Origin of the sequence: Paraburkholderia sp. BL10I2N1 (genome assembly GCF_004361815.1) — a bacterium.
GTDB lineage: Bacteria > Pseudomonadota > Gammaproteobacteria > Burkholderiales > Burkholderiaceae > Paraburkholderia.
In genome coordinates, this window is the sequence record NZ_SNWA01000003.1 from 111,433 (window position 1) to 135,995 (window position 24,563).

The window sequence follows — 24,563 nt, forward strand, 5'->3', positions numbered from 1 at the left end:
GCTGTGGACACGGCCAAATTCACGACTGCCTCCTATGCGCCGTCCGGCCTTTGAGGGTGGACCTGACGCGCGCGAAGGACTTGCTGAGAAAGCGGTTCGATTTCAAGAAATCATCTGCACTCTGGAACAGTTCTGGGATGAAGCCCGAAGAAAAGAGCATTTCCGTCAACGCTTCACGGACCGATCGAACCTCATCGACGATGGAGAGTACATCAAGTGCGCGTGCCTTTCGTACCGGATCTACCAAAGACTTCCTCCGCATCTTCCGCACGATCTGACCGCGATTGACACGAGATCCATTTGGCCGGGTCGCTGAAGCATTTGGCACCTGCAATCGGCTGCTCCCGATTCGTCGCGAAGCCAAGGCGAAGTCGAGGGTTGCCTCAACTGTACGAAGGTAAGCGGCCGATATAGAAAGGGTTTGGAGAACTTTGCGAAGGGTTGCCGGTAGTAAGCGCCTACGCGACCTGCCAGACGCTTGTCGCGTCGTGTCGGCGCGATCCAGCTCGCCCATGCCGCCGAAGGCCGTGGCCGCATTGGACATGTGCCTCGGTGGATGCTCGACGTACACCTGAGGATTTTTCTCGAAGTCAGGGCAAAGATCGACAACCATCTTGATATGCCTAAATTCTGTTTCTCCGGCCCGACGTTTTGTTAGAGCATTCATGAGAGCGTCCACGAGAAATTGACTTGAAATTTGGTGCCGTATCCGCCGAGAAAGTTCAGCGAGTTCGGCATCGGCGTTTCCTTCGTGCAGGTGATGAAGCGTCGCCAGTGGTGCTTCATGTTCCCACCGTTATGGCCGCCCGTCGGGCCGTACACGCCGCTGTTGCGCCATGCGTGAGCCAGTCACATACCGACTGCCCGCTCACGCGGAGTTGCTCGGCGGTGAGCTTACGCTTGGTCCTGTGTCCGAGCAGCGACAGGGCCGCCGCTCGCGTGCGCGTGTCCCGATGCATGTGATTGATCGACAACTGCTGCAACGTCATTTCCTCGGCTTCGCTCAGTTCTACGACACACTTCATCCGCTTCCCCCGGCACCACGAAGGCGCCAGCAGGTTTCCGAAATTGAAATGGATTTACCAAGAACACTATCCTCCATGCCGTACAATTCGTAAAATCGATTGTTTTGATGGAACACATCTACATTATGGATAACTTGGGATCATGCGTTTCAAGGGCCTCGATCTAAATCTCCTCGTCGCGCTCGATGCGCTGATGACCGAGCGTAATCTCACCGCGGCGGCACGCAGCATCAACCTGAGCCAGCCGGCCATGAGCGCGGCTGTCGCCCGGCTACGCGCCTATTTTTGCGATGAACTATTTACGATGAGGGGCCGGGAATTTGTCCCAACACCGCGTGCAGAAGGGCTCGCTGCTCCAATCCGGGAGGCTTTGGTGCACATCCAGCTCTCCGTTATTTCCCGGGACGTCTTCAACCCAGCCAAATCGGATCGTCGCTTCAGGATCATCCTTTCCGATTTCATGGCAGTCGTATTTTTTCGAAAGATCGTGGAGCGTATTGCACGGGAAGCTCCCGCCGTCGGCTTCGAATTGCTGCCACTTGCCGATGACCCCGATGAGGTTCTCCGGCGCGGCGAAGCCGATTTTCTTATCTTGCCGGAATTGTTCATGTCGAGCGCGCACCCTAAAGCGAAGCTGTTCGAGGAGACGCTCGTGTGCGTAGGCTGCCGCACGAACAAGCAGCTATCAGGGCAGCTCACATTCGAGAGATACATGTCGATGGGGCACGTTGTGGTCAAGTTCGGGCGTACGCGGCAGCCCTCCATCGAGGAATGGTTTTTGCTTGAGCACGGTCTCAAGAGACGGGACGAGGTCATCGTGCAGAGCTTTAGCATGATCCCGCCCATGCTATTAAACACTGACCGTATAGGGACGATGCCCTTAAGGCTGGTCAAGCATTTCGAAAAAACGATGCCTCTGCGGATCGTCGAACTTCCGTTGCCATTTCCCGCATTCACCGAGGCCGTCCAATGGTCTGCCCTTCACAACAGTGATCCGGCAAGCAATTGGATGCGGGAGATAATATTGCAGGAGGCGTCACGCATGGTTCCTCCGCGTGAGACCACGCGAAGACCAATCCACCCAAGTTAGGAAATGGGATCTTTCAGCAAGGTTTTTGCCGCATGGATTTGTGGGGTTTCGAGGGCTTTGTGGCGATATAACGTATATCGCCACACCAGGCCTGATTCGGCACGGTGACGGCAAACGCCTGATCGAGCAGGTTCGGCGCGACCGGCAAGCCGTGTGTCAATCTGGTTGTTGCCTTGAATTTGCGTTTCTGGTTGCAACGCAACCCCTGCTTGCGACGCAGTCTCTTTATCGGATGTACGCCGACGTGCAAGCCATGCCCTCCGAGGTGCCTTGCAAGCGTTCGGCCCCATAACTCTCGCGGGAGCGCTGATGTGCGGCAGTATCTCCACCTCAAGCCGGGCCCCTGCTGCGCGCGGTGACGCCGCCATTGCTCTATCCACGAATCAAAGACATAGTGCGGGTAGATAGTCGATCCTGCAAAATTCAGTTTGCGGTAGCGAGCCAAGCCAAGGGTGCGCCGTCGGCGAACACGAATCAGCCCATCGAAAGCGGTTGTGCCGAGCAAGCGCTCGGCTGCAGCGTGCCATTGGCGAGCCAATGCAGCACCGCGAGGATAAAAAATACAGGCCCCAGGCCCAGAGGGACGATGGCGCGCAGCAACCAGCGCAGGTTGTAACCGGCAGCACACAGTACCGCGTGTACCGCACCGCCGGTTTGCCTTTTGAGCCGGCAACGCCGCATGCCGTGGTCGTCCTTCATATGGCCGATGACCGGTTCGATCGCGTGCCGTCGCTTGAGCCAACGTCGCTGCGTGCTGGTTAGGGTCTTCCGTTTGCCGCGATGAATCAGTTGTACTGATGACACTTCGGCATTGACGCCCCGAACCCCGAGATCGATCGGCACGGCCTTCGGGTGCGGCGTACCCGGGCAGATCCTCCAACAGAATGGTGTCACGGATCGCCGTATAGGAGCCATTTGATGATCGGCGCATAGGCGCCACCTGCGCTGTGTAGCAGAACGCAGTTCGAACTTTCCCAACTGGGTACGCTTCGCCCTTTTCTGAGCGGAGCGCCCATGGTCAACCGGAAATTCGTTAGGCACGCCTGGAAATTAGGTTCAGAGGCGACACGGTGAGTGCCCCATACACGGTTTCTAGCGTAAAGAGTCGCGATGCGACCTTTGTTGAAGCGCACCTAATTTCGGTGTACTCCTACCGATGCTTGCATTGGTTCATGGAGGACATCATGACTGTCAGCAAATTGGCGGCGCACTCATCGCGCTGTAGTAGAACGGTCGGGAGCCCCGTAGACGCCATCGTTTCCAAATACGTTGATCACCTGCGCGCCCTACGATATGCGGACGAAACGATTCAACACTATCTGGCCTCGTTGCGTCACTTTACGCGTCGGCTGAACAAGCGGTTGACCCTTGTCGATATCGATGATGCTCTCGTGACGGAGTTTGTCGATGTTCATTTGCCGCATTGCAGATGTCCGCGACCGTGCATGCGCCACGTCAACACGGTACGCGCGGCTCTCCGACATCTTCTGTCCGTTCTCAAGGAGGAAGAGTTGTGCAGCACCGGACGACCTCAGTTGCCTACGCCGGTCGACATCGAACTGGACCTGTTCAGGCATTATCTGGTCGATAGTTGCGGTTATGTGCGGACTACTTGCCGCAACCGTCTTTGGCGTATTCGCCACTTCCTCAACTCCTTCTTCGGTCAGGGACCCGTGTCTGCCGGTCAGCTAACTCCAATGGATATTGAGGACTTCACCGCACGCTGTTTCAAAGGCCGGAGTCACGGGACACGTCGTAGCTACTGTGTTGATCTCGCAAGTTATCTGCGCTTTCGAGGCTTGCACGGGGATGACACTCGTGCTCTCCTCGCCGCGATCCCGAAGATGGCGCCACCGATGCCGGCACCTCGGCTGATTGCGATGGCCGACAGGGAGTTAGATCTCTTTTTCGCAGCGTTCGATTTGACCAAACCGATTGGCATGCGCGATTTCGCAATTGCACGGTGCATGGCCGATTTGGCGCTACGTCGCATGGAAGTCGTGCGACTGCAGTTGGGATCATTTGATTGGCAGAGTGGAACGGTGACGCTAACTCATAACAAGAGCGGACGAGAACGCAAGCTACCGCTGCCCGTACAAACGGCCCGCGCACTTGTCCGCTATTTAAAGTAGGACGTCCCGATACGAGTAATCGTGCCGTCTTTGTCCGGCAAATCGCGCCGTATGACAAGCCGATCGACGCCGTTGCCATCAATCACCTCATCAGAGGGGCCTTTGTACGTGCGGGCCTCGACGAGCTATTTCATGGCGTTCACGTGTTGCGACGCACCGCAGCAACCCGCCTCATTCAAGGTGGGGCGTCGCTAAAAGAAGTTGCCGATGTACTGGGGCACAGGCATCTCAACACGACGACGCTTTACACCAGGGTTGATCTTGATCGTCTACGCAAGGTAGCGCAACCATGGCCGGAGCGTCGGTCATGAATGCGCCCCGACTTTGGACCGAGCGCATCGAAGACTACCTTGCATATCGGCGCAACGCTGGATTTAATGTCGTGGGCGACGCGTACAGACTGCGGCAATTCGGCCGGTTCGCTGATCAACAGATGCCCCCGCAGTCACACCTTGTCGTCGAACTAGCCGTGGCATGGGCTCATTCGACGAAACGCGATCAATACTTCACGTGGGCTCGCCGTCTCGAGCTGCTGCGGGGATTTGCGCGGTACTGGCAGCGTTTCGATCCAGTGACCGAGGTGCCGCCAGGAAGGTTGCTCGGCAGAGCCTATCGGCGATTGACCCCACATATTTTCACTCAACAGGAAGTATCGATGTTGATGGCAGCTACCAACGGCCTTCAGCCTCGTGATGGCCTGCGTCCTGCGACCTGCAAGACCATGATCGGGCTGCTCGCAGCGGGTGGACTACGCCCGATAGAGGCCACTCGCCTGACTCGTAACGACGTCGACCTTGATCACGGACTGCTGCTGGTCCAGGAAGCAAAAGGGCATCGAAGCCGCTTGATTCCATTGCATCCGAGCACCACAGGGGCATTACGTACGTACGCTCAACAGCGTGATCGCCTCGTCCGCCAGCCAAGCAGCGTCCGGTTTTTTCTGCTCGACAAAGGTAAGCCAGCCGGCGTACCAACGCTCCAGTGCGCGTTGGAAACCCTATGCCGTCGACTCGGGTGGTTGCCACGAGGCGATTATGCGCATCATCGCTGTTATGACTTCAGACATAGTTTTGTCGCCAACAGTCTGTTGCGCTCGGACCGCCACGGGATTGATGCTGACCACGCAATCCTCGCGCTCTCGACTTATCTCGGCCACGCTTCAGTTGCCCACACGTATTGGTACTGCACGGCGGTGCCAGAACTGATGGCAATCGTTGGAGAGCGCTTTCATCAGTATGCCCAAGGGGAATCGACATGAGCCCTTTCACCAGCCAGCCACAGGAGTTTGCCTCTCTCCTTCAGCGGTTCTTCATCGAGCGGCTAATGCAGCAGCAGAATGCGAGTGCAAGAACGGTCGAATCATACCGTGACACCTTCCGCATGCTATTGACCTACGCTCAGCAAGTGCTGCATAAGCCGCCCGAGAAGTTTGCTCTCGACGAGCTCGACGTCACGTTGATCACTGCTTTTCTGGACCACCTCGAAACTGCACGATCCAATAGCATTCGCAGTCGTAATGCCCGGCTCTCCGCAATACGGACCTTCTATCACTATGTCACGATGCGATGTCCGCAGGCACTGCACCTGGCTCAACAAATTCTCTCGATCCCAACGAAACGTTTCGAGAGACCGCTTCTCGGATTTCTCTCGCGTGAGGAAGTTCACGCCTTGTTGGCTGCGCCCGATCCGGATACGTGGTTCGGGCAGCGCGATCGTCTATTGCTCGCGCTGCTGTACAACACTGGAGCCCGGGTGTCGGAGCTAACGGGAATGCGGGTAGCCGATGTAACGCTCGCTGCGACGCCGTGGGTGCGCCTGCATGGCAAGGGACGTAAGCAGCGTGCCGTACCCCTATGGCGTGAAACTGCGGCAGCGATACGTACCTGGATACGTGACCAGCGTTTGCAACCGGAACAGCCGCTGTTGCCGAGTCGCCATGGCGGACCAATGACGCGCGCAAACGTGGCTGAACGATTTTCGCTGGCACTGATGGCAGCAGCGAAGACCTGTCCATCGCTTCTGAAGCGCCATTTTACCCCGCATTCCATGAGGCACACGGTTGCCACGCATCTCTTGCAGGCCGGTGTAGGTATCACCGAGGTTGCGCTCTGGCTCGGACATGAAAGCCCCCTGACGACGCACGGCTATGTCGAGGCAGATCAGGCAATGAAGCGCCGAGCGCTTGCGACGGTGAAAGCGCCCGGAGTCAAGGTGACTTTTTATCGCCCACCCGATTCACTGCTCAAATTCCTGGAAAGCCTTTGAGACTATTAGGTGAAGCATTCCAGCGAGTGAACTCGCTCCCAAGTTCCCTTCCCGAGCCAGACGATCGCCTCACAACCCCGGGAAGGGCCTCCCCAACCCGCTGTCTCATATTCAACCGGACCTAATTTTCCGACTTACCTAACGAACCTTAGGTCAAGCTTGACCTAAGGTTCGAATTGTTTGAGTACCGCCAAGTCCTTGTCCGCATGCGGCAGGCGATTCCGACCGCGACATCGCGCGCGTCGGGTTGATGGGCCGCAAGAAGCTCACCGCCGTGAGGCGTGTCGCCCTGGAGCTCGGCTGGCTCGATCCAGCACAGCCGCTGCAGGAAGACACCGTGATCGCCGGACGCTTCGGCCGCACACCACACCTGCCCAGCATCTGCGTGTCGACGCTCGAGCCCTTTCGCGAGCGGATTGCTCGCTGGTTCGAATCCGACGTCCAGGACACGACGATCCACAGTGTCCTCAAGCGCAACCACGGCTACACCGGCAGCTATTCCGCGGTGCGCCTAGACAGCGTCAAGCAGCACGGCCGGTTGGCCAAAACAATTGTCGCTGCCCGACTCATTTAGAACCTGCGAGAAGAGCTCCAGCAGAGCACCACCGCGCCCTTCTCGGAGCTCTTGCAATCGCTGTGGGGAAACAAAGTATGTTGCCAACATGGCGTCCTCCTGTAGTGGCGATCGGCCACGAAAGACATCATCATTATGCGGAGAGACAGGGGTTGGATCTGTCGCGTTCACGGCCCCATGGGGCTGACACTTCGCGTAAAAATAGACCCTGCATTTAACCTTGACTTCAGCGAGTGGGGCGAGGCATTCGCCGGCGACCGCATCCTCGGTGCCGCTACGCTCGACCGTCTACGCCACGGCGCCTACCGCATCGTGCTTGACGGCGATAGCTTCCGGGCACCCAAACCGATGCCCGAACCCGATCAAACTCGCGGGGGACACTTGTCGCCCCAACGGATCGGTCTGCTTTCATTGATCTGGATCATGGTTTGCCTCGATTCAGTTGTGCGACAGTTAGCCGCGTAATTTCGAGATGACAAAGACGGGTTTGTGAAACAAACTTGGACATCGATTGAGTAAGGAGAATCACATGGCAATTGCGCACAATCGCCTTACCGCACCACAGACCGACACGTTTCGGCCTTCGAAAACGGCTTCGCGGACGAAGCCCATGGGTTCGAGTGGCACGTCATGCAAGACCTGCACGATGCGTCCGTTTTGCGCGATGAACCCCGATGAGCTCGCCTGCGACCGGCAAATGGACGACCTCGTTCTCAGCTATCGCCACGTGAGAAAAGGCGAAGCATTGCACCGCGCGGGCGATTCATTCTGCAAAGTCTATGCGGTTCGCACGGGATCGTTCAAGAAGCTCTCGCTGCTTCCGGACGGGCGGGACCAGGTCACCGGGTTTTACGTTGCCGGAGAGCCGATGGGATTGGACGGCATCGCTACCGGCCACTATGCAAGCGACGCCATCGCCCTTGAAGACAGCAGCGTATGCGTGATGCCGTTCGATCTGCTCGAGTTGTTGAGCCGGGAAGTCAAAGCGGTGCAGGGTCACGTCTACCGAATGCTCAGCGCGGAACTCGTGCGGCAAGGCGGCTTGAGTACGCTGCTCCGCACGATGGCGGCCGACGAGCGGGTTGCGTCGTTTCTTCTGGATCTCTCGCGGCGTTGGCGGGCACGCGCCTATTCGCCGACCGAATTCATCTTGCGAATGACGCGCGAGGAGACTGGCAGCCTTCTCGGGTTGAAGCTGGAGACGGTCAGCCGGATATTGTCGAGGTTCCAGAGGCAGAGGCTCATCACCGTGAACGGCAAAGAAATCCGCATCCTCGACTTCGCCGGATTGAAGAAGGTCGCTCGTCTTTCTGCCTGAGGTAAGAAAGCGGCTTCCAACGCGGACAGGTTTCGGCTGTTTCATGAATCACATCGCTTCTCCAATCCGTTCGTGACTCCCCCAGAATCCGCCGAATGGAAATAGCCCACGTGTATTCGCACCATGATTCGGGTCAGACAAGTGCGCAGAGCCGGGGGCGGCGATGCGATTGAGTCGCCTCCTGATCGCTCCGCGCGTTCCTGATGTCTTACTTGACCCAAATCAAGGCGCAGGCAGGCGGTGTTCGATACGCTTGCGTCCATTTCAAAGACGAGAAATAGGGTTCGCCAGGAAGCCATGCCGAATCACACGTTGGATGTCGAAATCGGACGACTTGTATCAGGGCCGATACTGGAGTGCATGCCGCAGACGACCGTAAGGGACACTGCCATGCAGATGGCGGCGCCGGTGCCTGCTTGAAAGCCGGATGCGTCATATCGGCGTGCTGAGCGAGCAGGATACGCTGATCGGGCCGCTTGGGCTTGTCCGGGCCCGACCGCTGGCCGGCAAGCCCGTTCCTGGTCCAACCAGAGGCGGATCAGTTGTCCTCGGCCCGACAGGGTGTTCACCATTTTCAAACCATAGCGGTCTTAGTAGCGTTCCCATGCCGGGTCGAAGGGATGGGCTTCGCCACGGACTTGCGCATGTCGCCGGATTGGGACGTCGGATGCTTTGCGTAGCCTCAATCGTCCTGGGTTCCCTTCTGCCGTTAGTTCACCAGTATCGCGGCCAATACCCAGTATCGCCGCGTTCCTTCACGATGGAAGTATCGCGCTCTGATCCGTCGTGCGCCCTTGCACGGATGCCGCCCGCAGCACCACTTCCACAACGCCTGCCAGATGGCAGTGTCGACTGCGTTGTAGACTTCTTTCGAGACCCCGTGTCGATGATAGTTCGATCAGCCATCGATGATCGGGTTGAGCAGGCCGATGAGATTGACCTGTTTGGCCGATGCATGGTCCTTGATGACTGCGCGCACTTTCGTCAGAAAGTTTGAACATTCTTTTTCGATGGCTTGATGAGTAGCTTGCCGTTCGGATATTTTCGAATGTTCTGCCCGAGGAAGTCGAACCCTTGCGAGATGTGCGTGATCCTGGTCTTTTCCGGGGAGAGCGTCAGTCCGCGCTCGTGCAGAAAGACCTCGACCAGTGGCTTGACCTCGTCTTCCAGCAACTCTTTCGAGTAACCTGTGATCACAAAGTCATCGACATAGCGAACCAGACTGAGGTAGCAATCAATGATGGACGACACCTGTAATCGGCTGCACCTGGAGTAGACAAATCGCGGTCGATTTGAGCGACATCAATGGGACTCGCGTTCCTGGCGGGGTCCGCGCGGCGAGATGGCAAAAGGAGAAAATAAGTAAATCAAGGCACTATCGTTTCACCGTCCTGCCATGAAAAGGCGTTATCTCTTGAAGTCAGTCCGTGAAATTGGGCGCGAGATCGAGGATGATATGCAACACAATACTCGTAAATCCGAACAAGGTGACAGGGAGGATGGTCACAACAACGGAGACGTCGTCATGCTGCATATCGCTTCCGTACGCGAAAGGCCTAGCTCAAAGTCCGAGACGGACCACGCGGCCCCTATTGTGCAGTGGCACGAGAGCGTGCTTACCGGCATCTTCGAAATATCGAAGGTACTCACCGCCCCCTACCGGCTCGAAGTCACGTTGGCCAACGTCATCGATCTCCTGCAATCGGTTGTGCAGATGCGGCTCGGTATTGTCTCTCTCTTCGACGATGATGGCGTACCGGACATTACCGTTGGCGCGGACTGGAGCGAAGGCAGCGATGAGCACTACCGGATGCGCCTGCCGCAGAAGGCAATTGACCAGATCATGGCGACGGACAGGCCGCTCGTCGCCGAGAACATAGCGGTGCATTCGGGCTTCAGTGCCGCCGACATGGGCGTGCTCGGTGCTTCCGACAACATGCGAGTGTCGTTCATCGGCGTTCCTATTCGCATCGACGCGAAAGTCGTGGGCACGCTGACCATCGACCGCATCCTGGATAATGGGGCGAACTTCCGGCTCGATTACGACGTGCGGCTGCTTACCATGATCGCCAACCTGGTGGGGCAGACGGTGAAGCTGCATCGCTTATTCAAGAGCGACCGCGAGCGACTGATGGCGGGGAGGGACGGGCTGCAAAAACAATTGTCCGAGCTCAAGTACCCTGCGCAGGAGCGTAAGAAGTTTCAGGTCGAGGGGATCATTGGCGACAGCCCGGCGCTGCGCGGCCTGCTCGAGAAGATCGCGGTGGTAGCCAAATCGAACAGCACAGTTCTCTTGCGCGGGGAATCCGGTACCGGGAAGGAGCTGGTCGCCAAGGCCCTTCACGAGCTGTCGCCGCGAGCCAAGCGGCCCTTCATCAAGCTCAATTGCGCGGCGCTCCCTGAGACGGTGCTGGAATCCGAATTGTTCGGTCATGAGAAGGGTGCCTTTACCAGTGCCTTCAATTCGCGCAAGGGGCGCTTCGAGCTTGCCGACAAGGGGACGCTGTTTCTGGACGAGATCGGCGAGATCTCGGCCTCGTTCCAGGCAAAGCTGCTGCGCGTCCTGCAGGAGCAAGAATTCGAGCGCGTCGGCAGCAACCAGACCATTAAGGTCGATGTTCGCGTGATTGCCGCCACGAATAAGAACCTGGAAGACGCGGTGGCAAGGAACGAGTTCCGCGCCGACCTTTATTATCGCATCAGCGTGGTTCCCTTGCTGCTGCCGCCGTTGCGTGAAAGGCGCAGTGATATTCCGCTCCTCGCCGTTGAGTTTCTCAAGAATTTCAACAGCGAGAACGGCCGTACGCTGACCTTCGATGCGGGTGCGATTGAAGTATTGATGAACTGCGGTTTTCCCGGCAATGTCCGCGAGCTCGAGAATTGCGTGCAGCGGAGCGCGACCTTGGCGCCGGGACTATCGATCGTGAGAAACGACTTTGCCTGCTGCCACGGCCAGTGCCTTTCCGCGATGCTGTGGCAGAGCGGATCGGACGAGATGGCGCTGCAGCCTGGGCCGATCGTACCAGTGCAAGTGAGGCCGGGTACGCCCCCTGCTGAGGCTGCTACGTCGGGCGCAGTTGCGGTCCCGCTTGCCGGCAGCGAGCAGGCTCCGCTAGCGCCTGGCGGCGCAGCCCTCGGAAGTGGTGCGAAGATGACCAACCGCGAGCGTCTCATCGCCGCCATGGAAAGATCCGGCTGGGTGCAGGCAAGGGCGGCGCGACTGCTTGGACTGACGCCGCGCCAGATTGGCTACGCGCTGAGGAAATACGGTGTCGAGATCAAGCGTTTCTGAAAGCACTGTCGGACTTGCGGCGTGTCGGGGCCGCGACATCGCGACTGATGCGAATAGCTCGGACAAGTCAAGCCTGGGTTTGGCGCGGACCTTGGCATGATCACGATCGGAAGCGGCCCCCGCGTCGGCGCCAATTCGGTAATCGTCGAGAACAGCCCGCCCGACCTCAGGGGCGGTCGGTATCTCGACTAAGGTGGTGCGAACGCGGCGCTGTCATCGCCGGTTCGACGGCCCTGTCGCGCTCGACCATCAGCTCACGCCGGATGCGGTAAGCGACACAAGCGGTGCTGTTCGATCGCGTTGAATTTCTGGACGTGATGGCACGACAGGTTAGAGCGTGGTCGGCAAAACCCGGGAATGTCGAGTGCGCGAAAGCGACGGGGAATCGACCAGCGAAACCCGTCAGGCACAGCGGCACAGCCACCTTGAAAGTCCGCATGTACGGTTGCAATCTACTTACCATCACCGATTGAAAACTTGGCAAACTGGGGGTGTCCATGTACTGACATTCGTTGAGTCGAAGTTGGGATCGACCGCGGCTGGCCGCAATGGCCAACATTAAGATATTCAGTAAAAGCGAGTAACAACCCAAGTTCGTTCCTCACGCATCACTACCCGTCTGCCTGGCCCGGCTTGATTCCGCCAAGGTATTGTGTGAGAGTTCGCCCAGAATTCCTCACTATCTCTGCCCAAGCGGAGTCCAGTCTCTCGCGGGGCATGGTCAGCGTAATGACACCGGCGAGTTGCCCGGACGGGCCGAACACCGGCGGGGCGATACCTGCCAATTGCGGATCGCGGTCTCCTGCTAGCGCGATGACCTGCTGGCGGCGGATGTGTTGACCGAGTGCCTCGTCGCCCTCGTGGCAGTAGGCTTGCAACACCCGGCCTCCTGTGCCACGATCCAGCGGCAGTAGCTCGCCCGCGCGGATGTGATCTCGCACAGGCTGTGGCGAGTCGACGCGATACAGGCATAGCCGTTGCGCACCTTGACGTACGTGAAACGCGGCGCTTTCACGGGTTGCGGCCACCAGTTCCTGCAGCACGGGCATCACCAGCGACTCGCTGGAGGACGATTGCGCATAGACGGCATGCAGCCTTGCGACGCCGGACCCCAGCACGTAGCAGCCATCGGCGCGGCGCACCACGAGATGCGCATGTTCCAGCGACGCGAGCAGGCGCAGCACGGTGCTCTTGTACAGGCGCGTGCGTTCCGCGAGCGCGCTCAATGACAGCACGGGCGTGCCGTTGCCGAAGGCAGCCAGCAGGGTCAGTGCACGGTCGACTGCTGCCACGCCGCTGGCTGCCAGATTGTCGTCGGTCAACGATGCGATGGCGGGCTGTTTGGACATCGTGCTTCTCCTCAGACGGACCGTTGCAGCAACGCTTCCACTACGCCAAAGCCGAGGTGATCTGCCGGATCGAGCTGCCGTAGTTGTGTGATCAACTGTGTGGCGGTTTCGCGTTCGCCGCGCCGCAGGCCGATGAAGGCGAGCGCCTTTAGCGTGAACAGCCAGAAGCGGGCGGGACCGGGCGCGTGGAAGTTCGCGTCGCCGGCTTGTACCATCTGCCAGTCCTCATTCAATCCGGCGGCATGCGCAGCTGCTTTTAGTCCCAGATGGGCTGCGTGCTCTGCCTCATCGAGTTCGCGGCGTCCGGCATGGAATTTGTAGAGCAGATAGTAGGCGGCAAGGCTTTGCGGAGAGGTCAGCGTGACGCTCCACAGGACTGCGACGATCTGCTCGGCCGGCGCGCCATGCAGGCCTTCGATGAGGCGCCGCACGGCGGCCGACACCTCGCCGCCGAACAGTTCGTTCGACTCGACCCCGGTCAGCAGGTTCACCACACCGTCTCCGCGGCGATGAGGCGCTGCACCGGTTCGCCGCCTTCGAGTTGACGCGTGAAGATCTTCTCCACGTCGGCCATCGTCACGCCGCTGTATAGCACCGCGTCGGGATAGATGAGCACGTGCGCGCCCTGATCGCACGGGCCGAGGCAGCCCGAATACGTGATCGCGACGGTCTCGGGCGCCTGGCGTTTCCGCTGTTCCGCCCAGAATGCCTTCAGCAGCGCGGTCGAGCCCTTGCCGCCTGCGCAGGCGACGCGCGGATGCTGCGGCGGCCGGTTCTGGGTGCAAGCAAACACATGTCGTTCTGGTCTGGCCATGACGATGTTCCTCAACCGAACTTGAACAGGATGCCGTGACCACCGCGCGGGTAGTCCCACTCGATATTCTGGTGGTCGGTACAGAGGATGCGGCAGCTGCCGCATTCGAGGCAGCCGTCGGTGATCAGCGTCACCGCGCCGTTGCCTTCAGCCTTGTAGCACGAGGCCGGGCAGACGAAGGTGCAACTCTTCGCGCTGCATTCGCTCTGGCAGACGTCGGCATCCTTGATGTGGACGTGCGGCCGTCCTGCGTCGACGCGGTAACGGTTCTGGAACAGCTTTTCCTCTACGTTGACGGGTAGGGTGCTCATCGGAAGGCCCTCAGGAGTTTGTAGGCGTCACCTACGATGCCAGAAAGCGAACGGGCTTTGCGGAAGCTCGAAAAAATCTCGCGCTCCTTGCTTTTCTTGTCCTTACCGTCGACCGTGATCATCGTGCGCGCGGCGCGCGCCATGAGGTCGGGGTAGGTCGTGAAGAACTGCGGATTCTGATGCAGCACGGCCGGCATGTCGCGGTACTTGTGCAGGTCTTTCATCACGAAGCTCTGATCGAGCGCGGCCTTGTAGGCCTTGAGCGTGCCGGCGCGGTAGCCGTGGCCCGCGGCTTTCGCGTGGATCACCGTTTCGGCGGCGAGGCGTCCCGTGGTCATCGCAAGATTCGATCCTTCTCGGTGCGCGGCGTTCACGAAACCGCCAGAATCGCCAACGATCATCCAGCCGTTGCCGTAGACCTGCGGGATTGCGTGAAAACCGCCTTCGGGAATCAGATGCGCGCAATACTCCTTCATCTCGCCGCCCGCAATCAGCGGTGCGATCGACGGGTGCTGCTTCATCTTTTCGAGGAGCACATAGGGGCTCGTGCGGTTGGGGTTTTTCTTGAAGTCGCTCAGCATGCAGCCCACGCCTATGGTGAGCGATTCCTTGTTGGTATAGAGGAAGCCAGTGCCCATCATGCCGTCGGTGATACTGCCGACCATCTCGATCACGACGCCGTCGTCTTCGCCGACGTTGAAGCGCTGGCGGATCGTCTCCTCGGGCATGAAGAGAATCTCCTTGACGGCGAGCGCAACGTTGCCGGCCCCGATCTCTCCATGAAAGCCCGCCTTGCGCGCGAGCGTCGAATTCACGCCGTCGGCGAGCACCACCACGTCGGCATAGACATCGCCGTGCTCGCGGTCGCACTGCACGCCGACCACCAGGTCGCCGTCCATGATCAGTTCCTTCACCGTGGTCTCGCAGAGCAGCAGCGCGCCGGCTTCGCGCACTTTCGATGAAAACCACTTGTCGAACTGCGCGCGGATGATCGTGTAGCGGTTATAGGGCGGCTTGTTGTAATCCTCGCTGCGCACATGTGTACCGACAAACGACGTATCGTCGAGCATCCACATCCGCTGCTCGATGATGTGGCGCTCCAGCGGCGCATCGTCGCGGAAGTCCGGGATGATCTCTTCGAGCGCTTTGGCGTACAGGATCGCACCCTGAACGTTTTTGCTGCCCGGATATTCGCCGCGCTCGATCTGCAGCACTTCCAGACCTGCCCTAGCCATCGTGTAAGCGGCAGCGTTGCCGGACGGACCGGCGCCGACCACAATCACATCGAACTGTGAAGGTTTTCTCATCGGATTCTCCTCAGGCAGCCTGCTTGCGGCGCCGGGTCAAATGCTCCACAAAAGCCTGCTTCAGCGCGGGCAACACTTGCAACGCATTGCCGACAATCCCGTAGTGTGCGAAATCGAAGATGGGTGCGTTCGGGTCGGTGTTGATCGCCACGATCACGTCTGCGCTTTCCATGCCCACGCGGTGCTGGATCGCGCCGGATATGCCGGCGGCGATGTAGAGCTTGGGCCGCACCGTCTTGCCGGTCTGTCCCACCTGGCGCTCCCCGTCGACCCAGCCGGCCTGCACGCATGGCCGGGTCGCACCCACTTCGCCGCCGAGCACGTTCGCCAGTTCGAACGCCAGTTGGAAGTTCTCCGGGCTCTTCAACCCCTTGCCGCCGCTCACGATCACATCGGCATAGGGCAGGTTGATCCGGTTGCTGCTCGCATCCGGGATAAAGTCGAGCAGCCTCGTGACGATGTCCGTCTCGATCATCCCCAGCGTTCCATGGACGATGTTGCCGGTGCGTTCGGCGTCGCGCAGCGGCATCGGCATCACGCGCGGGCGCACCGTCGCCATCTGCGGACGGTACGCGAGCGTCATGATCGTGCACAACAGCGAGCCGCCAAAGGTGGGGCGCGTCGCCGCCAGCGCCCGCGACGCGGGATCGATGTTGAGTTCGGTGCAATCAGCGGTCAGCCCGGTCAGCAGGGTCGTCGCTACGGAGCCTGCGAGGTCACGCCCCATCGACGTCGCGCCCAGCAGCAGGATCTCGGGCTGATGCCGGTTGACGAGGTCGGTCAGCCCTTTCGTGAACGGCTCGTTGCGATAGCCTTGCAAGACCGGGTCGTGGATGATGTACGCATCGTCCGCGCCGTAAGTGAAGGCTTCTGCGGCGAACTGTTCGAGCGGTTCGGTCGCGCCGCCGAGCACCGCGGCGCCCACTCGGCTGCCGAGCGTGTCGGCCAGTTTGCGCGCTTCACCGAGCAGTTCCCACGAGACGCTGTGCACGTGTCCGCGGTCGTGCTCGATAAAGACCCAGACGCCTTTGTAGGCCTTCAGGTGTTCCGGCAGTTCGAGGTTGCGTCCTGCGCGGCCGGGAGGTTTCTTCGCGGGGGATGCGGGTGCGTTCATGACCCCTCCTTCATCAGCAGGTCAGCTTCCAGGGTGGGATGGCGCGTGAAGATCTTTTGCAGCAGGTTCACCGACACGTCGCAAAGACTCGATGCGTCGAGGTCGAGCATCTCCGCTTTCTCGCTGCGCGGCGTCGGTCCAAAGACCTTGCTGACCACTGTTGGCGAGCCCTTCAGGCCGATCTTGCTGAGGTCTTCGATGCCGGCCTGTTCGCAGTTCCATTTGCGCACCGGACAGCCGGCCGCATGAATCATCGCGGGCAGCGTCGCGAAACGCAGTTCGTTGGTGTTCTCCAGCATTGTGATCAGGCACGGCAGCGCAGTCCTGAGCACGTGCACGCCGCCCTCGGCGCGCCGCTCGACGGTGATCGTGCGCGCATCGAGAACAGTCTCGACGATGCGCGACACGTAGGTCAGCAGTTGCAACCCGAGGCGTTTGGCGATACCGGGGCCGACTTGCGCGGTGTCGCCGTCGATCGTCTGCTTGCCAGTGAACACGATGTCCACCGCCTGCTCCTTCGCGATCTGCTGGATACCCGCTGCCAGCGCGTACGACGTAGCGAGCGTATCCGCGCCAGCGAATGCGCGGTCGGTGAGCAGCACGGCGTCGTCCGCGCCGAAGCTGATGCACTTGCGCAGCGCTTCCTCGGCCTGCGGCGGCCCCATGCAAAGCAACGTGACCTTGCCGCCGAAGCGGTCCTTCAGTCGCAGCGCCTCTTCGAGTGAAAACAGGTCATACGGGTTGACGATCGCCGGAACACCCTGGCGCATGATCGTGTTGGTGACCGGATGAACGCGGATCTGCGTCGAGTCCGGGACCTGCTTGATGCAGACGACAATGTGCATGGTCTTAACGATGTGCATGGTCTTGCTCCACCTGTCAGGCAAGGGTGCGCGCGGGCAGCGACGCGCGCAGGCTGTCGAGTGAAGCGTAGTGCCGCCCGTTTGTGTCCCGGAACACCTTGAACACTTTTTCCTGCGCTGGCGTCGAGGTGACGAAGTCGCCGTAAGCCTTCAGCAGCAGCGCGTGATATGACGCGTACAGCGCGGGTTCGTCGCCTTCCGGCAGCGCGTCCTGTTGCTGGATGTACTGAAAGAAGCGCTTGAGGATGTGCAGTCGACTCACGTTGACGACCTTCTGGTCGAACGGAATGCCGAAGAACTGCAGGAAGTCCTCGGCTGAGGACAGCGCCTTGAGTTGCTGGACAAAGCTTTCCATCGCGTTTACTCCTTGCAAGCGGATGAGGATGGGTGTGGGCAGAACGTTGGCTCGGCGAAGTACTTGTCGAAGGCACCGCTGGTGGCGCACGGCGGCGTCGTGCCCGACTGTTCGGGCCGCGCGACGCACTTCGTGAAGCCGACCACAGCGCCGCTCATGACAATTCTCCGACGGTGTAGCGCAACTCGATCAGGAAGCGATACAGGTCGGCGGCGCTGGGCGCTTGCTTGTGCTGGGTGGCATGGTGCCGGATACGGGTCAGCAGCAGCATGACCAGCCTTTCACTGACGGGCAGGCCGAGCGCGTCATAAGCCTGGCGCACGCTTTGCGAACCCGAATGCTTGCCGAGCACGACCGAGCGTTCGCGACCGAGTTCGGCGGGATCGAAGCTCTCGTAGGTCGATGCATTTTCCGCGAGCCCGTCTGTGTGGATGCCGGACTCGTGCGCGAATACGCTGGCGCCGACAATGCTTTTGTTCAGCGCGACCGGGCGTCCTGAAACCCGTTCGACAAGCCGCGAGATGCTCAATAGCGCGGTCGTGTCGACGCCCGTGTTGCGACCCATGATATGACGCACGCCCATCACGATCTCCTCCAGCGCGGCATTTCCGGCGCGTTCGCCGAGACCGTTGACGGTGGTGTTGGAGTGGGTTGCGCCGGCGCGCAGTGCGGCAAGGGTGTTCGCGGTCGCGAGCCCGAGGTCGTTGTGCGCGTGGATTTCGATTTCCAGGTCGACCGCGTCGTGCAATCGCGCAATCGCATCATAGGTCGAAAAAGGATCGAGGACGCCGAGCGTGTCCGCAAAGCGGATGCGTTGCGCACCGCACTGTTGCACGTGCCGCGCCACGTCGGCAAGGAACGAGGGGTCCGCGCGCGAGGCATCCTCCGCGCCCAGCGAAACCTTGCAGCCGCTTTTGACGGCGGCGCTGATCACGCGATTCACCTGCGCGAGCACCCATGAGCGCGGCTGGCGCAATTGGTGTTGAAGATGGATATCGGACACGGAAATCGACAGGTGAATGATGTCGGGATTGCAGCACAAGGCCGACGCCAGGTCCGCGTCGGTGAGACGGCCCCAGACCATCAGATCGGCGTCGAGATTCAGCGCGGCGATGGTCTGGATGCGATCGATTTCCTCGGCACCCATCGCGGGTATACTGATTTCCAGTTCGGGTACGCCGGCGCTTGAGAGCGCCTCGGCAATCGTGAATGCGACGCCAGCGGTCTGTTCGCCGTCGCGCAGTGTGGTGTCGTTGATGATCGGATTCGACACGGGAAGTTGTCCTTTAGGCATTTGATCATACGGCTTGCAAGTACTGGGCCATGCACGGTTAGTGCGAATAGCCGCTTGCCGTGGGGCTTTCCGGTGTTCGCTGGCGCTGTGATGAAGCGGTTCCAACGACGACCTGTCGCGAATGTCCTGTTTCGAACAGCCAGGCGTAGCGATGAACACTGCGCTGCAGAAAGCGATGCGCGATGCGATGGGCGTGGTCAGCCAGGATGTGCGGACGCGGTCGGCGCGATGCAAACGCTGTAGGGATTGGCTATCCATGGCAACGGCGATGCGGGAAGATAAACACAGGCGGCGGCTATCAGCGCGGCTATGCGCTCGCGGCGATGACCGCTATGGCGCTTGAAGAGGCCGCACAGCGCTAAGGACGCATGCCCTCAATGCTCACGCGCGAGGTCGCGCGTATGTGGCGGCAGTTTGATCGTCAGGTCTGCGTCGCGCAGCTTTACGCAGCACGCGAGACGCGATTGCACGTCAAGGCCCCATGCATTGTCGAACTGGTTGTTCTCCTCGTCGTCGGGAGGCGCCAGTCAGTGAGATTTTCATGATTGCCTCACACGGAAAACGAACTGCCGCAGCCACAGGTGCTCTGCGCATTGGGGTTGTGAATGACGAAGCGCGAACCTTCCAGGCCGTCTTCGTAGTCGACGCGCGCGCCGGGCAGGTATTGCTGGCTCATCGAATCGACCAGCAGCGTGACGCCGTCCGTGACGGTCTGCATGTCGTCGTCCGCCACCTGGTCGTCGAACGCGAAGCCGTACTGCAAGCCCGAACAGCCGCCGCCGGACACGTACAGCCGCAGCTTCAGGTTGGGATTGCCTTCTTCCTCGATCAGCGAGGCCACTTTCGCAGCGGCCTGAGGCGTGAATTCGAGTAGGCCGGGCATGACGCCGGGTGTGGCGGAAGCCGGTTGGGTGAGCGTTTCCATGGAGGTTCCTCTCAGGCTTGAATGGACTCACTTCGGGTTAGACGAGCAGGTCGGTTGCTCGGCGAGTTACAGGTCGTCGGCTGCTGCGCCTCGAATCGTCTGGCGCGAGCGAAAGTCAGACACGGCCGCCTTGATCGCGTCCTCGGCGAGAACCGAGCATTGGATCTCGACCGGCGGCAATGGCAGTTCCTCGACGATCTGATGCGTGCACAACGTCCTCGAGCGCATGCTGCGCTCGTGGACGCCGCCGTGCATTTGGCACGCGATCCGCATGCGCGGCCGGAGTTCCGCGTACAGCGCGTGAATGCCTTTGGGGCCGTCGATCTTGTGAGCCGAGAACGACATCAGATCGACCGGCAAAGCGGCGAGATCGAGCGGCACCTTGCCGGCGGCCTGCGCGGCATCCACGTGCGGCAGGATGCCCCGGGCGCGGCAGAGCGCGCCGATTGCGGCGATGTCCTGGATCACGCCCGTCTCGTTGTTGACGAACATCACCGACGCAAGCACGGCGCCCGGCTGGAGCGCTGCTTCGAACACGGCGAGGTCCACGAGACCGCTTTCTTGCACCGGCAACACTGTGACCTCCAAGCCATCGCGATCAAGTTCGAGCATCGCGCCGAGCACCGATTGGTGCTCGGTCGTGAGCGTTACCAGGGGATTGCCTTTGGCGCGATGAAGGTGCGCGGCACCCTTGATCGCGAGGTTATTCGATTCCGTCGCTCCGGAGGTCCTGACAATCTCGTGCGGGTCCCCGTTGACGAGCGAGCTGACCTGCTCGCGGGCCAGTTCCACCGCTTCTTCGCCGACCCAGCCGTAGGCATGCGAACGGCTAGCGGAATTGCCGTACATCTCGGTCCGGTAAGGCAGCATGCGTCTGATCACGCGCGGATCGACCGGCGTGGTGGCGACATGATCCAGATGCACCGGGTTGGCGCCGCGCGGATGGAGGCCGGTACTGACGCGTTGGAAATCCGACATCGGAGGCTCCTGAAAGCGGGTAATGCGACCTTCATGGCAACTTCCATGCCAGTGGATTTTCACGCTCTAGTGGCCTCTTTCAGCCGGGCCGCTGTTGTTTCGCTGTTGTTTTTGTGTCGATGCGCCCGACGAGCGAAGATTGCCGCCGTTCTTTTTGTCGGATTTGTCGTTACGCGCGCGGGATTCACATGTGTCTTTGCATCGATCGTGCGCCTTGCGCTAGTTCCGGCCCGGCGAAGGCACCGTCGGCCGCGCGCGAAGGAGCGGCATTGGGGTGATCGTGCCCAACGTGAACGATGAACCGGCGCTACTGTTTGCATGGGTGGCGCGGACCAGATACCGGGGCGTGCATCGCCATGCTCGCGACGCCAATCCACGCCGACCGGCGCACTCTCGGCGTGCTCGCTGTCGATTGCGTGAACCCCGATGCAAGCCGGCTGTTTGCCGACGACCTGCATCCGGTGATGATTGTCGCGACCCTGACGGGGCAGGCGTTGCTACTCCAGCGCAGCGTATGCGCGGCGCACGACAGCATGCAGGATGACGTCGGGCGCATGCGAAAGGCGATCAAGCCCACTTAACAGATCGATCAGGTGTCGGTGTGTCGGCGGCGATGCAGGCGGTGTTCGCTCAGGTTCACGAGCTCGCCCCGCACGTACCACCGTGCTGCTGCGCGGCGAGAGCGGCACTGGCAAGGAAGTCATCGCGCGTGCGATCCACGACTTGTCGCCGCGTAGCAGCGAGTCGTTCGTCGCGGCAATTGCGCGGCGTTGATGGAGTGCCTGCGGGAAAGCGAGCTGTTCGGCCACGAGAACGGTGCGTTCACCGGCGCGCAGGGGCAAAGTAAGGGCCGCTTCGAACTGGCGCACGGCGGTAGGCTGTTCCTTGACGAGATCGGCGATATCTCGCCGTCGTTTCAGGCCTAACTGTTGCGTGTGCTGCAGAAGCGCGATTTCGAGCATGTCGGCGGTATGACGCCGGTGAAGGTCGATGTGCGTCTCATTCTCGCGTCCAATCGCAACCTTGAACGGACGGTGAAGGCCGGTGAGTTGCGCTCGGATCTCTACTACCGTATCAACGTGGTCAGTATCGAGTTGCCGCCCCTGCGTGAGCGGCGAGAAGATATTCCAGCCAAGGCCCAGCTTCTTGCCCGCTTCAACCGCGAAAACGCGAAGTCCATTCGCTTCGACGCGGAAGCGATGCGGGTGCTGATGAGATCCTACTGGCCGGGCAACTGGAGAACTGTGTCGAACGCACGGCGACCATGACACGTGACGGCGTGATCGACCGTTTCAAGTTCCTGTGTCCGGAGGACCATTGTCTGACGATGGTGCTGCACTACGTCGAGCGCGAGGATGTGGTTCGTCCCGCGCCTCTGGGCGAAATACCGATCGCTGAAGTGCCGTCGTCGCAGCCGCCGTACGGGCATCATGATCCGGATATGGCGTCGGCACCGGCTGTCTGGTCTGGCAGCGCGGCCACCTGAGGCTGCCGCTCATCTGGATCCAGTGGCGGATGACCACACGTTCGCGACATCGCAAGCCGGGGAAGCCAGAGGGTGAACGCGAACGATTGATCTGGGCGATGGAACGCTGCGGCTCGGTCCAGGAAGGCGGCGCGCTTGCTGGGGATCATACCCCGGCAGATGGGCTATGCGCTGCATAAATGCTCTGTTGAGGTTCGCCGGATCTGGCCAGGATAGAGAATGCTTCGCCTGCCCAGTTTGTGCGGGTCCATCTCGCTGGTTCAGAACATGCTGTCCGGGTCGTGTGAGATTTGTCGCAACACCGACACGACGCAACGAAATTGTAGGGATACGTCGCGCGCCGGGATCAAACAGAACTGCGAAATATATCCTAACTCGTTGATTCCTGGCGTTCTTGTCGAGTGGCATGGATCTGGCTCTATGGCTTGCGCGCGGCCGCCGTTGGTTGCGAGGAGATATCCATGCAAGCGAGTTCAAATGCGAGCGACTTGGCCGCAGCCGCCTATATCAGCATCGGGCAGATTAAACCTCTCGGCGCGAAGATCGAAGACCCGTCCACCGGTGGCGGCTGCGGCACGCACGGTGGCGAGGGTAAGGCCAGTTGCGGCGCGCCGGGTAGTCTCGACGACTTGCCGCCGGACATCTGGGAGAAGGTCAAGAATCACCCGTGCTACTCGGAAGAAGCCCATCATCACTATGCGCGCATGCATGTGGCGGTGGCGCCGGCTTGCAACGTCCAGTGCAACTACTGCAACCGCAAATACGACTGCGCGAACGAGTCGCGTCCCGGCGTGGTCTCTCAGAAGCTAACGCCGCAACAGGCAGTGAAGAAGGTCGTGGCCATCGCAAGCGAGATTCCCCAGATGACGGTGCTTGGCATCGCCGGTCCCGGTGATTCGCTGGCGAGCCCGAAGAAGACCTTCGAGACGTTCCGGATGCTGCAGGAACAGGCGCCGGACATCAAGCTGTGCCTGTCGACCAATGGCTTGGCGTTGCCCGACCTCGTGGACGAAATCTGCAAGTACAACATCGGCCACGTGACAATTACCATCAACATGGTCGACCCGGCGGTGGGCGAGAAAATCTATCCGTGGATTTTCTGGAAGCACAAGCGCGTGACCGGTTACGAAGCAGCCCGCATCCTTCATGACCGGCAGATGAAGGGTCTCGAGATGCTCACCGCACGCGGCGTGCTGACCAAGATCAACTCGGTGCTGATTCCCGGCATCAACGAGGAGCACCTGATCGAGGTCAACCGCGACGTCAAGAAACGCGGCGCGTTCCTGCATAACATCATGCCGCTGATCTCGGAGCCCGAGCACGGCACTCACTTTGGCCTGAGCGGCCAGCGCGGACCGACTGCGCAGGAACTCAAGGCCGTGCAGGACGCCTGCATGGGCGGCGCCAACCTGATGCGTCATTGCCGCCAGTGCCGCGCGGATGCGGTTGGCCTGCTGGGCGAGGACCGCAGCGAGGATTTCACGCTCGACAAGATCGATCAGATGGAAGTGGTCTACGACCTCGACCGCCGCCGTGAATATCAGCAGCGCGTCGAAGCCGAGCGTCAGGCGCAGCACGACGCGAAGCAAGAAGCGCTGGCTGTCTCTCGCGAGATCGACGTCGCCGACGACATGAAGGTGCTGGTCGCGGTCGCAACGAAGGGCGGCGGCCGGGTCAACGAGCACTTCGGCCACGTCACGGAGTTTCAGATCTTCGAGGTCTCGGCAGGCGACGCGCTGTTCGTCGGCCATCGCCGGGTGGACCTGTATTGCCGGGGCGGTTACGGCGACGACGAGCAACTACCGTCGGTCGTGCGCGCGCTCCACGACTGCCACGCGGTGCTGGTCGCGAAGATCGGCGCCTGCCCGAAAGACGAACTGGCGCAAGCGGGCATCGAGCCGGTCGATCAGTACGTCGGCGAATTTATCGAAAAAGCGGTGCTTGCTTGGTTCAACGACTACCGCAGCCGCATCGCCAGCGGCGCCATCGTGCACCGGGACCGCGGCGATGCTTCGATCCGCCAGGGTGCTTACACCTCGTCAGCCTCAGCGGCGTGACACCCCGCACCCTT

Annotated in this window: 25 protein-coding genes and 5 pseudogenes; 12 read left to right on the forward strand and 18 right to left on the reverse strand. The window is 60.4% G+C overall.

From position 1 onward, the window contains the following. Positions 1-19: 19 nt before the first annotated feature. Genes B0G77_RS38320 through B0G77_RS38325 form a run of 3 tightly spaced genes read right to left on the reverse strand, consistent with a single transcriptional unit; the run spans position 20 to position 1,025 of the window. Positions 20-667, reverse strand: coding sequence for a hypothetical protein (locus B0G77_RS38320; RefSeq protein WP_133667133.1), 648 nt, complete (start codon positions 665-667; stop codon positions 20-22). After that, positions 664-786 (reverse strand): hypothetical protein, encoded by a 123-nt coding sequence (locus B0G77_RS45375; protein WP_018423232.1) that lies wholly within the window; start codon positions 784-786, stop codon positions 664-666. The genes B0G77_RS38320 and B0G77_RS45375 overlap by 4 nt, the downstream gene beginning before the upstream one ends. Then, complete coding sequence (locus tag B0G77_RS38325; protein ID WP_133667134.1) at positions 783-1,025, reverse strand: hypothetical protein; 243 nt, start codon at positions 1,023-1,025, stop codon at positions 783-785. The genes B0G77_RS45375 and B0G77_RS38325 overlap by 4 nt, the downstream gene beginning before the upstream one ends. 142 nt (positions 1,026-1,167) lie before the next feature. Between B0G77_RS38325 and B0G77_RS38330 the strand changes: the two genes are divergently transcribed. Further along, positions 1,168-2,115: a LysR family transcriptional regulator gene (locus tag B0G77_RS38330; RefSeq protein ID WP_133667135.1), complete on the forward strand. Its 948-nt coding sequence runs from the start codon at positions 1,168-1,170 to the stop codon at positions 2,113-2,115. A gap of 58 nt (positions 2,116-2,173) precedes the next feature. Here B0G77_RS38330 and B0G77_RS38335 read toward each other — a convergent pair. Next, positions 2,174-2,433 (reverse strand): annotated as a pseudogene (locus B0G77_RS38335) (IS3 family transposase); the annotation flags it as partial. A gap of 156 nt (positions 2,434-2,589) precedes the next feature. Continuing rightward, positions 2,590-2,952 (reverse strand): annotated as a pseudogene (locus B0G77_RS38340) (transposase); the annotation flags it as partial. 347 nt (positions 2,953-3,299) lie between these two features. On the opposite strand from B0G77_RS38340, the gene B0G77_RS38345 reads away from it, so the two are divergent. From B0G77_RS38345 to B0G77_RS38375, 6 genes and pseudogenes are all read left to right on the forward strand, one after another. Continuing rightward, positions 3,300-4,247, forward strand: a complete 948-nt coding sequence (locus tag B0G77_RS38345) for a tyrosine-type recombinase/integrase (RefSeq protein ID WP_166656369.1) — start codon at positions 3,300-3,302, stop codon at positions 4,245-4,247. A gap of 307 nt (positions 4,248-4,554) precedes the next feature. Then, positions 4,555-5,505, forward strand: a complete 951-nt coding sequence (locus tag B0G77_RS38355) for a tyrosine-type recombinase/integrase (RefSeq protein WP_133667138.1) — start codon at positions 4,555-4,557, stop codon at positions 5,503-5,505. Further along, positions 5,502-6,512 carry a tyrosine-type recombinase/integrase gene (locus tag B0G77_RS38360; RefSeq protein WP_133667139.1) on the forward strand — a complete coding sequence of 337 codons (1,011 nt, stop codon included), beginning with the start codon at positions 5,502-5,504 and terminating at the stop codon, positions 6,510-6,512. Before B0G77_RS38355 ends, B0G77_RS38360 begins: the two co-directional genes overlap by 4 nt. 250 nt (positions 6,513-6,762) lie before the next feature. Continuing rightward, on the forward strand, positions 6,763-7,086 hold the full coding sequence (locus tag B0G77_RS38365) for a hypothetical protein (protein ID WP_243751451.1): 324 nt from the start codon (positions 6,763-6,765) through the stop codon (positions 7,084-7,086). A 216-nt stretch (positions 7,087-7,302) separates the two neighbouring features. Continuing rightward, positions 7,303-7,443: pseudogene (locus tag B0G77_RS45380) on the forward strand (ATP-binding protein); the annotation flags it as partial. 307 nt (positions 7,444-7,750) lie between these two features. After that, positions 7,751-8,404, forward strand: coding sequence for a helix-turn-helix domain-containing protein (locus B0G77_RS38375; RefSeq protein ID WP_243751452.1), 654 nt, complete (start codon positions 7,751-7,753; stop codon positions 8,402-8,404). Between the two features lie 984 nt (positions 8,405-9,388). Here the strand turns inward: B0G77_RS38375 and B0G77_RS38385 are convergent. Then, on the reverse strand, positions 9,389-9,655 hold the full coding sequence (locus B0G77_RS38385) for a reverse transcriptase domain-containing protein (protein ID WP_133667140.1): 267 nt from the start codon (positions 9,653-9,655) through the stop codon (positions 9,389-9,391). A gap of 163 nt (positions 9,656-9,818) precedes the next feature. Here B0G77_RS38385 and nifA point away from each other — a divergent pair, with 163 nt between their 5' ends. Next, complete coding sequence (gene nifA / locus B0G77_RS38390; protein ID WP_243751453.1) at positions 9,819-11,696, forward strand: nif-specific transcriptional activator NifA; 1,878 nt, start codon at positions 9,819-9,821, stop codon at positions 11,694-11,696. A gap of 611 nt (positions 11,697-12,307) precedes the next feature. Here nifA and B0G77_RS38395 read toward each other — a convergent pair. The 12 genes and pseudogenes from B0G77_RS38395 to B0G77_RS38450 all read right to left on the reverse strand — a co-directional run bounded on the left by B0G77_RS38395 (position 12,308) and on the right by B0G77_RS38450 (position 21,006). Beyond that, the gene (locus B0G77_RS38395) at positions 12,308-13,045 is read right to left on the reverse strand and encodes a helix-turn-helix domain-containing protein (protein WP_133667141.1); all 738 of its coding nucleotides are present in this window, start codon (positions 13,043-13,045) and stop codon (positions 12,308-12,310) included. A gap of 11 nt (positions 13,046-13,056) precedes the next feature. Beyond that, the gene (locus B0G77_RS38400; protein WP_133667142.1) at positions 13,057-13,536 is read right to left on the reverse strand and encodes a hypothetical protein; all 480 of its coding nucleotides are present in this window, start codon (positions 13,534-13,536) and stop codon (positions 13,057-13,059) included. Further along, positions 13,533-13,859 carry a (2Fe-2S) ferredoxin domain-containing protein gene (locus B0G77_RS38405; protein ID WP_133667143.1) on the reverse strand — a complete coding sequence of 109 codons (327 nt, stop codon included), beginning with the start codon at positions 13,857-13,859 and terminating at the stop codon, positions 13,533-13,535. Before B0G77_RS38405 ends, B0G77_RS38400 begins: the two co-directional genes overlap by 4 nt. Positions 13,860-13,870: 11 nt before the next feature. Beyond that, positions 13,871-14,170 (reverse strand): ferredoxin family protein, encoded by a 300-nt coding sequence (locus tag B0G77_RS38410; RefSeq protein WP_018423212.1) that lies wholly within the window; start codon positions 14,168-14,170, stop codon positions 13,871-13,873. Continuing rightward, complete coding sequence (locus tag B0G77_RS38415) at positions 14,167-15,477, reverse strand: FAD-dependent oxidoreductase (RefSeq protein WP_133667144.1); 1,311 nt, start codon at positions 15,475-15,477, stop codon at positions 14,167-14,169. Before B0G77_RS38415 ends, B0G77_RS38410 begins: the two co-directional genes overlap by 4 nt. Positions 15,478-15,487: 10 nt before the next feature. After that, complete coding sequence (locus tag B0G77_RS38420; protein ID WP_133667145.1) at positions 15,488-16,591, reverse strand: electron transfer flavoprotein subunit alpha/FixB family protein; 1,104 nt, start codon at positions 16,589-16,591, stop codon at positions 15,488-15,490. Further along, the gene (locus B0G77_RS38425) at positions 16,588-17,436 is read right to left on the reverse strand and encodes an electron transfer flavoprotein subunit beta/FixA family protein (protein WP_133667607.1); all 849 of its coding nucleotides are present in this window, start codon (positions 17,434-17,436) and stop codon (positions 16,588-16,590) included. The genes B0G77_RS38420 and B0G77_RS38425 overlap by 4 nt, the downstream gene beginning before the upstream one ends. 34 nt (positions 17,437-17,470) lie before the next feature. Next, entirely contained in the window at positions 17,471-17,809 is a 339-nt protein-coding gene (gene nifW, locus B0G77_RS38430) for a nitrogenase stabilizing/protective protein NifW (RefSeq protein WP_133667146.1), read from the reverse strand. 154 nt (positions 17,810-17,963) lie between these two features. Beyond that, positions 17,964-19,082, reverse strand: coding sequence for a homocitrate synthase (gene nifV, locus B0G77_RS38435; RefSeq protein ID WP_133667147.1), 1,119 nt, complete (start codon positions 19,080-19,082; stop codon positions 17,964-17,966). A gap of 395 nt (positions 19,083-19,477) precedes the next feature. After that, positions 19,478-19,630: pseudogene (locus B0G77_RS45015) on the reverse strand (2Fe-2S ferredoxin); the annotation flags it as partial. A gap of 23 nt (positions 19,631-19,653) precedes the next feature. Continuing rightward, on the reverse strand, positions 19,654-20,028 hold the full coding sequence (erpA, locus tag B0G77_RS38445; protein WP_131242322.1) for an iron-sulfur cluster insertion protein ErpA: 375 nt from the start codon (positions 20,026-20,028) through the stop codon (positions 19,654-19,656). Positions 20,029-20,094: 66 nt separating this feature from the next. Next, positions 20,095-21,006 carry an aminotransferase class V-fold PLP-dependent enzyme gene (locus tag B0G77_RS38450; RefSeq protein ID WP_133667148.1) on the reverse strand — a complete coding sequence of 304 codons (912 nt, stop codon included), beginning with the start codon at positions 21,004-21,006 and terminating at the stop codon, positions 20,095-20,097. Between the two features lie 356 nt (positions 21,007-21,362). On the opposite strand from B0G77_RS38450, the gene B0G77_RS38455 reads away from it, so the two are divergent. The 4 genes and pseudogenes from B0G77_RS38455 (at position 21,363) to nifB (ending at position 24,549) form a co-directional block, all read left to right on the forward strand. After that, positions 21,363-21,587 carry a hypothetical protein gene (locus tag B0G77_RS38455; protein ID WP_133667149.1) on the forward strand — a complete coding sequence of 75 codons (225 nt, stop codon included), beginning with the start codon at positions 21,363-21,365 and terminating at the stop codon, positions 21,585-21,587. After that, a pseudogene (locus B0G77_RS45025) lies at positions 21,547-22,274 on the forward strand (sigma 54-interacting transcriptional regulator). Before B0G77_RS38455 ends, B0G77_RS45025 begins: the two are co-directional and overlap by 41 nt. After that, positions 22,271-22,492 carry a hypothetical protein gene (locus B0G77_RS38475; RefSeq protein ID WP_133667153.1) on the forward strand — a complete coding sequence of 74 codons (222 nt, stop codon included), beginning with the start codon at positions 22,271-22,273 and terminating at the stop codon, positions 22,490-22,492. The pseudogene B0G77_RS45025 and the gene B0G77_RS38475 overlap by 4 nt, the downstream one beginning before the upstream one ends. A 461-nt stretch (positions 22,493-22,953) precedes the next feature. Then, complete coding sequence (nifB, locus tag B0G77_RS38485; protein ID WP_133667154.1) at positions 22,954-24,549, forward strand: nitrogenase cofactor biosynthesis protein NifB; 1,596 nt, start codon at positions 22,954-22,956, stop codon at positions 24,547-24,549. Positions 24,550-24,563 lie beyond the last annotated feature (14 nt).

Excerpts from the sequence above, each read along its gene's own strand:
- B0G77_RS38320 (WP_133667133.1), bottom strand. The coding sequence starts at position 667 with ATGAATGCTCTAACAAAACGTCGGGCCGGAGAAACAGAATTTAGGCAT.
- B0G77_RS45375 (WP_018423232.1), bottom strand. The coding sequence starts at position 786 with ATGAAGCACCACTGGCGACGCTTCATCACCTGCACGAAGGAAACGCCG.
- B0G77_RS38325 (WP_133667134.1), bottom strand. The coding sequence starts at position 1,025 with ATGAAGTGTGTCGTAGAACTGAGCGAAGCCGAGGAAATGACGTTGCAG.
- B0G77_RS38330 (WP_133667135.1), top strand. The coding sequence starts at position 1,168 with ATGCGTTTCAAGGGCCTCGATCTAAATCTCCTCGTCGCGCTCGATGCG.
- B0G77_RS38345 (WP_166656369.1), top strand. The coding sequence starts at position 3,300 with ATGACTGTCAGCAAATTGGCGGCGCACTCATCGCGCTGTAGTAGAACG.
- B0G77_RS38355 (WP_133667138.1), top strand. The coding sequence starts at position 4,555 with ATGAATGCGCCCCGACTTTGGACCGAGCGCATCGAAGACTACCTTGCA.
- B0G77_RS38360 (WP_133667139.1), top strand. The coding sequence starts at position 5,502 with ATGAGCCCTTTCACCAGCCAGCCACAGGAGTTTGCCTCTCTCCTTCAG.
- B0G77_RS38365 (WP_243751451.1), top strand. The coding sequence starts at position 6,763 with ATGGGCCGCAAGAAGCTCACCGCCGTGAGGCGTGTCGCCCTGGAGCTC.
- B0G77_RS38375 (WP_243751452.1), top strand. The coding sequence starts at position 7,751 with ATGAACCCCGATGAGCTCGCCTGCGACCGGCAAATGGACGACCTCGTT.
- B0G77_RS38395 (WP_133667141.1), bottom strand. The coding sequence starts at position 13,045 with ATGTCCAAACAGCCCGCCATCGCATCGTTGACCGACGACAATCTGGCA.
- B0G77_RS38405 (WP_133667143.1), bottom strand. The coding sequence starts at position 13,859 with ATGGCCAGACCAGAACGACATGTGTTTGCTTGCACCCAGAACCGGCCG.
- B0G77_RS38410 (WP_018423212.1), bottom strand. The coding sequence starts at position 14,170 with ATGAGCACCCTACCCGTCAACGTAGAGGAAAAGCTGTTCCAGAACCGT.
- B0G77_RS38415 (WP_133667144.1), bottom strand. The coding sequence starts at position 15,477 with ATGAGAAAACCTTCACAGTTCGATGTGATTGTGGTCGGCGCCGGTCCG.
- B0G77_RS38420 (WP_133667145.1), bottom strand. The coding sequence starts at position 16,591 with ATGAACGCACCCGCATCCCCCGCGAAGAAACCTCCCGGCCGCGCAGGA.
- B0G77_RS38425 (WP_133667607.1), bottom strand. The coding sequence starts at position 17,436 with ATGCACATTGTCGTCTGCATCAAGCAGGTCCCGGACTCGACGCAGATC.
- nifW (WP_133667146.1), bottom strand. The coding sequence starts at position 17,809 with ATGGAAAGCTTTGTCCAGCAACTCAAGGCGCTGTCCTCAGCCGAGGAC.
- erpA (WP_131242322.1), bottom strand. The coding sequence starts at position 20,028 with ATGGAAACGCTCACCCAACCGGCTTCCGCCACACCCGGCGTCATGCCC.
- B0G77_RS38450 (WP_133667148.1), bottom strand. The coding sequence starts at position 21,006 with ATGTCGGATTTCCAACGCGTCAGTACCGGCCTCCATCCGCGCGGCGCC.
- B0G77_RS38455 (WP_133667149.1), top strand. The coding sequence starts at position 21,363 with ATGCTCGCGACGCCAATCCACGCCGACCGGCGCACTCTCGGCGTGCTC.
- B0G77_RS38475 (WP_133667153.1), top strand. The coding sequence starts at position 22,271 with ATGACACGTGACGGCGTGATCGACCGTTTCAAGTTCCTGTGTCCGGAG.
- nifB (WP_133667154.1), top strand. The coding sequence starts at position 22,954 with ATGCAAGCGAGTTCAAATGCGAGCGACTTGGCCGCAGCCGCCTATATC.